The sequence below is a fragment of the Alphaproteobacteria bacterium genome (genome assembly GCA_018662925.1).
GTDB lineage: Bacteria > Pseudomonadota > Alphaproteobacteria > 16-39-46 > JABJFC01 > JABJFC01.
In genome coordinates, this window is record JABJFC010000016.1 from 1 (window position 1) to 9,121 (window position 9,121).

Here is a 9,121-nt window from a genome sequence, read left to right on the forward strand (position 1 = left end):
ATCTGCTACTCGGCGATTTTTCTCGCCACGATGCTGCTTTCTTAGCTGTTCTTCTTCTGATTGGCTTAAAAACATCTTCATAACAATAGTTTATAAGATGGTTTCTCTTAAAAGTCCATACTTTTATTCACGAAGGGTATATCAAGAGAAAACAGGGTTTCTTGTGTTTCTTGTTGACACAACAAGTAAAAAATCCTATTTTTTGTACTATATTTGGCAGCTTATAACTATGAGGGACAAAAGTGGCTGAAACATTAGTTGACCGCCTAGCAACAAAGGCTCAAAAGGTTATTATTGGATATAGAAACGAATCTCTAGAAGAGTTAAGAGAGAATTTTAAAAACTCCTATTTGCATCTAAAATTTCCTGATACACGCGGAGAAACAGAACTAGGCATTGATCTCTTAATAGATGAATGCGATTTCTCTGCCCTAGAAAGTGGAAAAACAGAAGGAAATCTAATTATAAAAGGCACCACTATCTTAGACTCTCAGCCTATACTTTGCTCCGCAAATGTAGACTTAAAAAGCCGTACAGGAACTTCAACTGTAGAAAAAAATTCTGATAAATAAATATTACGGGAGTATATATTCATGGAAAAATCTGAAGAGTTTATCTGCCTCATTAATATTGAAGGACAATACTCAATCTGGTTTAGCTGGAAAGAAATTCCTTTGGGGTGGAAGCAAGTTGGGCCAACTGGTTCAAAAGAAGACTGCCTAAGGTATATTCGTGAGAATTGGACAGATATGAGGCCCCTGAGTCTTCAAAAAGCAATGAATAATGACACATGAGTGTGGAAACATCCTAAGATCAGTTATCTGCCCCACTGCGATTAAAGACTATGTATCCTGCCATTACATGACTCCCCCTCTTTCATCTTGCAAGCTTATTAAAGCATGTGGGAGCAATGACATCTATCTTTTACATGCAAATGAAAAATCTTATATTGCGAAAATTTACAGCAAACGGGCTTGCTGGAACTTCACAAAAGAGCACTATCTTTTTGAACTGAGCTTCCAACATTTTTTGGAAAAAAAAGGCATCCAAACAGCAGCTCCTTTAAAAAACAATCAAACAAGCATAGTTTCTGAGTTCCAGTCACCTGAATACAAAAAGTTCTTTTCCCTCCACCCTTTTATAAAAAAGGATGCAAAACATCAAACAACGAGTAAAAAGTACAGCAACCTAGGTGTTTCATTAGCAATGCTACACAAGGAGGGGAAAAAATTCACACCGCCTACGGAAAGAGTTCTTAGCATTGATTTTCTCATTGATGCCCCCCTGGAGAGGATCCATTCACTAGAAAACTCATTGTCATTAGAATTGCACAAAAAATTCGATCTCTTGGCTCAGGGGATAAAAAAAGATTTAACTGAAATTAGTTTTTCTTCTTTTGACGAAGGAATTATCCACGGAGATATGCACTGTGGAAACTTTTTATTATCTGAAAAAAACATCGCCATTCTTGATTTTGAATTATGTGGATATGGAAAATATATTTATGATCTTTCCACCCTGTACTGGGACATTGTTTTGTTTAAAGAGGAAAAGGATTTCTCTTCTATTTGGAACCCCTTTGTCAAAGGGTATGAAAGTACTGCTCATATAAAGAGAGAAGAATTTCAGTCCATACCCACTATTGCTAAAGCTAGACACTTCTTTATGATAGGCTCCAGTTATATACTTTATCCTGAGCTTGCAAAATTCCACACAGAAAAGCGTCTAGCACAAGACCTCAATAAAATAGAAAGATTTGAAAGCACAACTTCCAGAATAGAGGCCATATAGGAATACCCCTTACAGAAATATGACTCTAGCCAAATAGGACTTATCAAATGAAAAACACTCTTACATGCATCGTCCGTTTTCTTGCAAAAGAAGGTAAAGTCACTGAGCTAACTAATCAGTTTGAGCAATTACTCTCTCTAGTTCGAGAAAAAGAGTCTGGGTGCGTAAAAAGCTCTTTGTTATCTAATAAAAACAACAGTCAAGAGGTTTGTCTTATGCTAAACTTCACCAACTATGAAGAGTACAGAAAACACTTCACAACAGACTATCTAAAAGAGTTTGTAGAAAACCATGTCCCCAATCTTGTAGAAAAGATCGATCAAGAATTATATTCCCCTATTCAGTGAACAAGAAAAATGCTTTTTCCATTCCCCCTTTCCCTATTCAAACTTTCCCTATTTAAAAAAGAGATAATCACAAGCAAAATAGGTGTGCTAAAAAACTGCGCATTCATTCTAAGAGATTCTTTGAAAAGAAATTCTGCAAGGATAGCAGGAATTGTCTTCTTTATAACTCTTTCAATTTTTTTTAATCTGCTAACCCCATTATTTCTTAAGGAGACCGTATCTTACTTGGAATCAAACAACACTTCTATTGTTCTCCTCTATCTACTAGCAGCTTATGGAATAATTTGGGGAGCAAGTAAAATAACCACTTCTCTCAGAGAGTTTTTTGCAGCTCCTCTAGCAGAAACCTTGGTAAAAGAATTAATCAAAAAAACTTTCTCCCATATACATAAACAATCCATGCTGGGAAAAAACGGCATGGATACAGGAAACATCGTATCAATTATAGAAAGAATTAAATTTGCACTTCCCGCACTAGTCTGGGGCTTAGCACTGCTTTTTTTTCCTTTGCTTTTTGAAATCAGCATTTCCATGATTATCCTATGGAATTTTTTTGGATACTCTTACGCACTTGTTTTTTTATGCACACTATCTTTTTTTATACTCTTTAGCTCAAAAGGCACAAAAAAAGCCCTTGATTTAAAAAGAGAAGGAAATTCAATAGATCTCTCTGTTAGCAGCTTGATTAGCGACAGCATCCTCAACCATGAAACCCTACGCTACCTTTCTACTCAAAAACACATTAATGAGAAGCTAAGTTCTCTATTGGATAAAAGAGAAAAGGCCAAGGTCCTAAGCTTGTTTAAGCTGCATACAACACAGTTACTACAAGATGCGACTATTGGTGTTGGGTTTCTAATTCTTATGATTTTCTCAGGTTTGGACTTGCTTTCTAGCCAAATAAAAATTTCTGATCTCGTCTTAATCAATGGCTATTTACTCCAAATTCTATCTCCCTTAGCATCCTTTGGAATTTTGTACAAAAATGCAAAATCTTCACTTGTGGACTTGGAAAAGGTCTTTGAACTGCTAAGTTCTCCTATACGTCCTACTTCTCATAAAGAACAGGTCAATACTATTTCTCTTGGGAAAATAGAGTTTCAAAATGTCTGTTTTTCCTATCCCCATCGATCTCCTTTAATCAAAAAACTTTCTTTTACCCTTCCTCCTGGTACACGCACTGCGCTCATTGGAACTTCTGGAGCTGGTAAAACCACGCTTATAAAACTTTTATTTCAATTCTATGACTGCAACTCCGGTAAAATTCTTATTGATGATAAAGACCTCTCCACATTTTCTCCTGATGTCTTATCGAAAGAAATTGGTATTGTCCCACAGGACTCTATTGTATTTAATGAATCTATATACGAAAATATCATACATGGATCACCAATTCCATCAGAACAAAAACTGGAAGACATTTTAGAGGCAATCTCTTTTTCTGATTTGAAGCCTTGCCTTCCAAATGGCCTTAATACTATTGTTGGAGAGCGAGGTGTTAAACTTTCTGGCGGAGAGAAACAACGCATTATATTGGCACGGCTTTTACTAAAAGCACCTTCAATCCTGATTTTTGATGAAGCAACTGCAAACTTAGACTCTATCTCGGAATCATCTGTTCAAAATGCCATAATGAAACTTTCTAAAAACAAAACCATATTAAATATTACGCATAACTTTAATCAACTAGACAGTTATGATAACATTCTTGTTTTACAGAATGGAAGCTTGGTTGAAGAAGGAACACACTCACAGCTTTTGGAAAAAAAAGGACACTATCAAAAGTTATGGAACACTCAAAATAAAACCCTGGACATTGCCTCATAATGTTTTCTATTGATCATATAAAAATAAAAGTTCCAGACATTCAAACTGCTTGTACCATGTTTGAAAATATATGGCACTTTCAAGTGATTTCCTCACAGACCCCCAGCAGAGAAACTGAAACAAGTTCAGTCCTTTTACAACACAATGATATTTATGTCATACTGGAACAAAACAGCTCCTCTGAGCACAACAGGAAAAATAGCTTCATTCAAGATGTAGCCTTTCGCATTGAGGATCTTGACCTCTTAGTAAAAAATCTTCTTAAAGCAGGCTCGCAATTAACTCACTCGCCTCAGACATTTAAAAACTCAAATGGAAGTGTGAAAATTGCTACAGCAAAGCTTTTTGGAAATGTAACTCATACTTTCATTGAAAGAACTGGAAAAACAGATTGCTTTTTTCCAGGACATGAAAACGCACAATCTAAAAAGAAGAAAAATTCCTTACTACAGAATATTGACCATATTGCAATTGCATTAGAAAAAGACAACGGAGAAAAGTGGAAAAATTTTTACTTAGTTGTCTTACACTGTCAGTTAAAGAACACTCTAACAGTTGATACAACCCATAGCGGGATGAAATCTATAGTTATAGAAAAAAATGATGTGAAATTTGTTTTGCTAGAACCAAAATCTGGAAAAAAGAAATCACAGATTCAGTCGTTCATTGAAAATAATGGTGGGCCTGGAATACAGCACATCGCCTTTAACACATCTAATATTTGCCAATCTGTAAAAACCTTTTCATCAAATGGCATGGACTTTTTACAAGCTCCCAAGCCATATTATGACAACCTAAAGGAAAAAAATAAAACCCTTCCTCTAAATATGAAAGAGTTAGAAACTCTGAATATATTAGTAGAAATGGAAGGGGTTCACTGTTTACTACAAACTTTCACAAAACCTTTATGGGGAGATAACACCTTCTTCTTTGAACTCATACAACGAAATGGCGTAGACGGTTTTGGAGAAAATAATGTTAAATCTCTCTTTGAATCCATAGAAAAACTAGAACTAGAAGAAGCCATATGACTATGGCTATCTCGAGCTGGCTTCAGAGCCAAAAACCTTCTGAACTACAAAAAGCTCTCAAGTCAACCGGCCCTGACTTTATATCTATGGCCTTAGGGTTACCCTCTCCAGATCTTTTTCCTGTCAATGAACTCACTGCCTGCATAAGTAGTTATACAGACCCTCTGTTCTTTCAATATTCTCCACAAAGCGACCGATTAAAAGAACAAGTCTTATCTATTATGGAAAAGCGTGGATCTCCCTGCAAAAAAGAACATGTTTTTATCACATCTGCTGCCCAGCAGGGTATCAGCATGCTTTGTAGTTTATTATTAGGGAAAGAAAAGGCTGTTTTAACTGAAGAACTGTCATATCCAGGATTCATTCAAGCTATTGCTCCCCACCAACCCAAAATTCAGGCTGTTTTAACTCATGATAAAACAGGCATTGACATTGAACACCTCAAACAAATTCTTCAATCTTCTCAAAAATTTGCATTTTTATATCTCATTGGAAACGGACATAACCCCTTAGGAATTAATCTGTCTAGCAATAAAAAGAAGGTTATTGCAGAAATAGCAGCTGAGTATGAACTGCCTATCATAGAAGATGATGCCTATGGTTTTATTTCCTATACACCTTCAACCCCACCAATTCGATATTTCAATGAAAACCAAACCCTTTATATCGGTTCTTTCTCAAAGATTATTTCGCCAGGTCTCCGAGCTGGTTGGTTAGTTGTCCCCGAGTATCTTTTAGAGAAACTCTCAATAATCAAAGAGTCCCTCGACATCAACACACAAACCATTGGCCAAAGAATAGTCTCAACTTTCATTGCGGAGCATCCCTTAGAGAGTCATATAGAAAAAATATGCAGTGCATATAGAGAAAAAAGAAATGCCCTTCTTCATTTTTTAGACCTTCATTTATCCCAATACCTTACTTATCATCCCCCTGAAGCAGGATTTTTTGTATGGGCAAAACTCAAAGAAAAAATTCCCGCTTCCACTATTCTAAAACTGGCCCTTCAAAAAGGTATTTGCTTTGTTCCTGGCAACTATTTTTCCCCTACTGAAAGCTCTAAGCACATGTATCACTTGCGGTTAAATTTTTCATTTCCAACAATACAGCAATTAGAAGCAGGGGTCTTGAGACTTAAACAAGTTATGCAAGAGCTAGAAAGAAAGGAAGTGAGCTAAGATGAAAAATGATTTTATAGATTTATATGATATTGAAGAAAAAGCCTTACAGGCTATGCCAGAAAACATAAAAAGTTTTATATACGGTGGAGCAGGAAAAGAACTATCCCTCCAGCGTAACTTAAAAATTTTCGATAGCATTCTACTAAAGCCACGGGTTCTCAGAGATATTCGCACTATAGACTTGCATATAAAGGTAGGGAACACTCCCCTGAATTCTCCTATTCTGATTGCTCCCATGGCGTTTCAAGGCCTTCTTCATCATGATGCCGAAATTGCCACTGCAAAAGCAGCTTCCTCCCAACGAGTTTGCTTTATACCAAGCATGCTATCAAGCAGTCCCATGGAAAATATCATCAAAAAAACAGAGTCTCCCCTCTGGTTTCAAAGTTACATCTATCAAGACAAAGAGATTACAAAAACATTAATCCAAAAAGCAGAGAGTGTAGGGTATAAAGCGATTGTTCTAACAGTTGATGCCCCTATCTATGGTAAAAGAAAATCTGAAAGTCTGCACCCACTCATACTAAAAAAAGAATCTTTACCTAAAAATTTGATCGATTTGGGAATTCTTCCCTCAAATATTTCTCCAGAAAAAATAGCCGGATTTCTTTCTTCCCTTCTAGAGCCTGCCATTTCATGGAAAAACATTGAATGGATAAAATCCATTACAAAACTCCCCATTATTCTCAAGGGTATTATGAGTGCTAAGGATGCTAAGATTGCTCTAAAGCATAAAATATCTACAATCATTATATCAAATCATGGAGGCAGACAGCTTGATACAACCCGAACTTCTATTGAAGTTTTGCCTGAAATTTTAAGGCATACAGAAAACAGAATCGAAGTTTTGGTTGATGGGGGCATAAGATCAGGAAGTGATATATTTAAAGCAATTGCTTTGGGTGCAAAAGCAGTTCTTATTGGTCGCCCTGTTCTTTCCGGGCTTTTAATGGATGGAGAAAAAGGTGTCGCTTCTGTCCTTAATATTTTGCACAAAGAACTTGAGGCAACCATGCATCTATGTGGTTGCAAGTCAATCTCGGAAATAACAGAAGATCATGTGACACAGCCCCATACAAAATAATTGATTTCAAAAACTTTTATAAAAAAGGATCTTTATGTTTTTAAACGCAGATGTTTCAGCAGAAATCTTATCACAAAGTGGAAGTAATCTTCCTGTGATCAATGCAACAAAAAATCAAACTCCCACCTCATGGATTCAACTTCATAAACAAGAAATTGAAGAAGTGCTCCTAAAATTTGGGGGAATCTTACTCCGAAACTTCAACGTCTCGTCTATGTCAGAGTTCAATCGAACTGCTTTATCAATTTGCCCCAATTTGCTTGACTATACATACAGGTCAACGCCTAGAAAAAAACTTGGAGGAAAAATATATACAGCAACTGAATACCCAGCAGACAGAATAATACCGCTCCATAATGAGTGTTCCTATACAACTTCTTGGCCCTCAAAGATATTTTTTTTCTGTGCTATCCCCCCTCAACAAGGGGGGCAAACTCCCCTAGCAGATAGCCGAAAAGTTTTAGAAGCGCTTTCCCCAGATATCGTTCAAACCTTTGAGAAGAAACAGGTCCTCTATAAAAGAACTTATACTCAGGGAGTTGACTTGCCATGGGAAGAAGTTTTTCAAACTGACAAGAAAGACTGTGTAGGAGCCTTTTGTGAAAAAAACAACATCCAGTACGAATGGAGCAATACTCCTCTAAAACTAACAACAAAGCAAGTTGCACAAGCAGTAGCGGTCCACCCAAAAACCCAAGAAAAAATTTGGTTTAATCAAGCCCACCTTTTTCATCAATCAAGTTTAGAGAAACAATCACGTGAGTTACTTCTACAGTATGTTGGAGAGGACAACTTTCCAAGAAATTCCTTCTATGGTGATGGCAGCCCTATATCAAATGAGATTATTAAATACATTCACGAAGCCTATAAAAAGGAGAGTATTATATTCGACTGGAAAATTGGAGATATTTTAATTCTGGATAATCATTTAATGGCTCATGGACGATACCCATATGAAGGAGAGAGAAAAATTGCAGTTGCAATGGGATAAAACAGATTGCCGTCCTTTCCAACTTGGCAAAAACAAAGCTCATATATTTTATTGTGATTTAAGTTCTATTTCAGACTCAAGGTGCCTTAAGCCCCTCCTCTCTTCAAGAGAAATACACAAAGCTAATAGCTTTAAAACAGAATTCTTAAGAAAAAATTATATTATTTCCCACGGAATATTAAGACTTCTTCTCGCGAAATATAAAAATGACAATCCAGAAAACATTCACTATGTTCTGGGACAAAATAAAACCTGATTACGTAGTATATTCAGCTTGAATTTCCTGTTATCCTAAAGAAAGAAAGTTTAAAGAGAAACAAGGAGAATAAACATGCACAGGAATAAGATTCAATTTCAAAAGGGACTAAGTTTGAGTGAATTCTTGAGGGGGTATGGCACTGAAGAGCAGTGTATTGCCGCCCTTGTAGATTTGCGGTGGCCAAAAGGATTCGTATGTCCAAAATGTAACTGTAAAGCCCACTGCCGTTTAAAGAGTCGAGGATCTCTATTCCAATGCAATAGTTGCAGGGGACAGACATCAATAACCTCTGGGACAATTTATCATTCAACGAAACTTCCGTTAACGAAGTGGTTTTTGGCGATGTACTTAATGACCCAAACCAAGAATGGTATCTCCCAACTTTCCCTTTCCAGACCCCTGGGTGTTTCCTCTAATACAGGGGCAATGGTGTATCATAAGTTGGCTCAAGTCATGAAGGAACGTGATGCTGAGAAGCCATTGTCTGGAGATATCGAAATAGATGATGCGTATTGGGGTGGAAAGAAAAAAGGGAAGCGCGGAAGGGGTTCTGAAAACAAAGTGCCTTTTATTGTGGCGGTCGAGAAAAATGCTGAGGGGAAACCTATGC

At 36.7% G+C, this 9,121-nt stretch carries 10 protein-coding genes; all 10 read left to right on the forward strand.

Annotation, left to right across the window (positions count from 1 at the left end):
- Window positions 1–242: 242 nt before the first annotated feature.
- Window positions 243–572 carry a hypothetical protein gene (locus tag HOL16_00960; GenBank protein ID MBT5389267.1) on the forward strand — a complete coding sequence of 110 codons (330 nt, stop codon included), beginning with the start codon at window positions 243–245 and terminating at the stop codon, window positions 570–572.
- Window positions 573–593: 21 nt separating this feature from the next.
- Complete coding sequence (locus tag HOL16_00965) at window positions 594–794, forward strand: MbtH family NRPS accessory protein (GenBank protein ID MBT5389268.1); 201 nt, start codon at window positions 594–596, stop codon at window positions 792–794.
- Window positions 784–1,791 (forward strand): phosphotransferase, encoded by a 1,008-nt coding sequence (locus tag HOL16_00970; GenBank protein ID MBT5389269.1) that lies wholly within the window; start codon window positions 784–786, stop codon window positions 1,789–1,791. The genes HOL16_00965 and HOL16_00970 overlap by 11 nt, the downstream gene beginning before the upstream one ends.
- 47 nt (window positions 1,792–1,838) lie before the next feature.
- Window positions 1,839–2,138 (forward strand): hypothetical protein, encoded by a 300-nt coding sequence (locus HOL16_00975; GenBank protein MBT5389270.1) that lies wholly within the window; start codon window positions 1,839–1,841, stop codon window positions 2,136–2,138.
- Between the two features lie 120 nt (window positions 2,139–2,258).
- Window positions 2,259–3,965, forward strand: a complete 1,707-nt coding sequence (locus tag HOL16_00980; protein MBT5389271.1) for an ABC transporter ATP-binding protein/permease — start codon at window positions 2,259–2,261, stop codon at window positions 3,963–3,965.
- A gap of 56 nt (window positions 3,966–4,021) precedes the next feature.
- Window positions 4,022–4,996: a hypothetical protein gene (locus tag HOL16_00985; GenBank protein ID MBT5389272.1), complete on the forward strand. Its 975-nt coding sequence runs from the start codon at window positions 4,022–4,024 to the stop codon at window positions 4,994–4,996.
- Entirely contained in the window at window positions 4,993–6,174 is a 1,182-nt protein-coding gene (locus tag HOL16_00990) for a PLP-dependent aminotransferase family protein (protein ID MBT5389273.1), read from the forward strand. The genes HOL16_00985 and HOL16_00990 overlap by 4 nt, the downstream gene beginning before the upstream one ends.
- A 1-nt stretch (window position 6,175) precedes the next feature.
- Window positions 6,176–7,261 (forward strand): alpha-hydroxy-acid oxidizing protein, encoded by a 1,086-nt coding sequence (locus tag HOL16_00995; GenBank protein ID MBT5389274.1) that lies wholly within the window; start codon window positions 6,176–6,178, stop codon window positions 7,259–7,261.
- Window positions 7,262–7,295: 34 nt separating this feature from the next.
- The gene (locus HOL16_01000) at window positions 7,296–8,252 is read left to right on the forward strand and encodes a TauD/TfdA family dioxygenase (GenBank protein ID MBT5389275.1); all 957 of its coding nucleotides are present in this window, start codon (window positions 7,296–7,298) and stop codon (window positions 8,250–8,252) included.
- Between the two features lie 331 nt (window positions 8,253–8,583).
- Window positions 8,584–9,121: IS1595 family transposase (locus tag HOL16_01005; GenBank protein MBT5389276.1), on the forward strand; the 538-nt coding region annotated here is incomplete at its 3' end.

Coding starts and splice junctions, on each gene's coding strand:
- HOL16_00965 (MBT5389268.1), top strand. CDS start 594: ATGGAAAAATCTGAAGAGTTTATCTGCCTCATTAATATTGAAGGACAA.
- HOL16_00970 (MBT5389269.1), top strand. CDS start 784: ATGACACATGAGTGTGGAAACATCCTAAGATCAGTTATCTGCCCCACT.
- HOL16_00975 (MBT5389270.1), top strand. CDS start 1,839: ATGAAAAACACTCTTACATGCATCGTCCGTTTTCTTGCAAAAGAAGGT.
- HOL16_00985 (MBT5389272.1), top strand. CDS start 4,022: ATGTTTGAAAATATATGGCACTTTCAAGTGATTTCCTCACAGACCCCC.
- HOL16_00990 (MBT5389273.1), top strand. CDS start 4,993: ATGACTATGGCTATCTCGAGCTGGCTTCAGAGCCAAAAACCTTCTGAA.
- HOL16_00995 (MBT5389274.1), top strand. CDS start 6,176: ATGAAAAATGATTTTATAGATTTATATGATATTGAAGAAAAAGCCTTA.
- HOL16_01000 (MBT5389275.1), top strand. CDS start 7,296: ATGTTTTTAAACGCAGATGTTTCAGCAGAAATCTTATCACAAAGTGGA.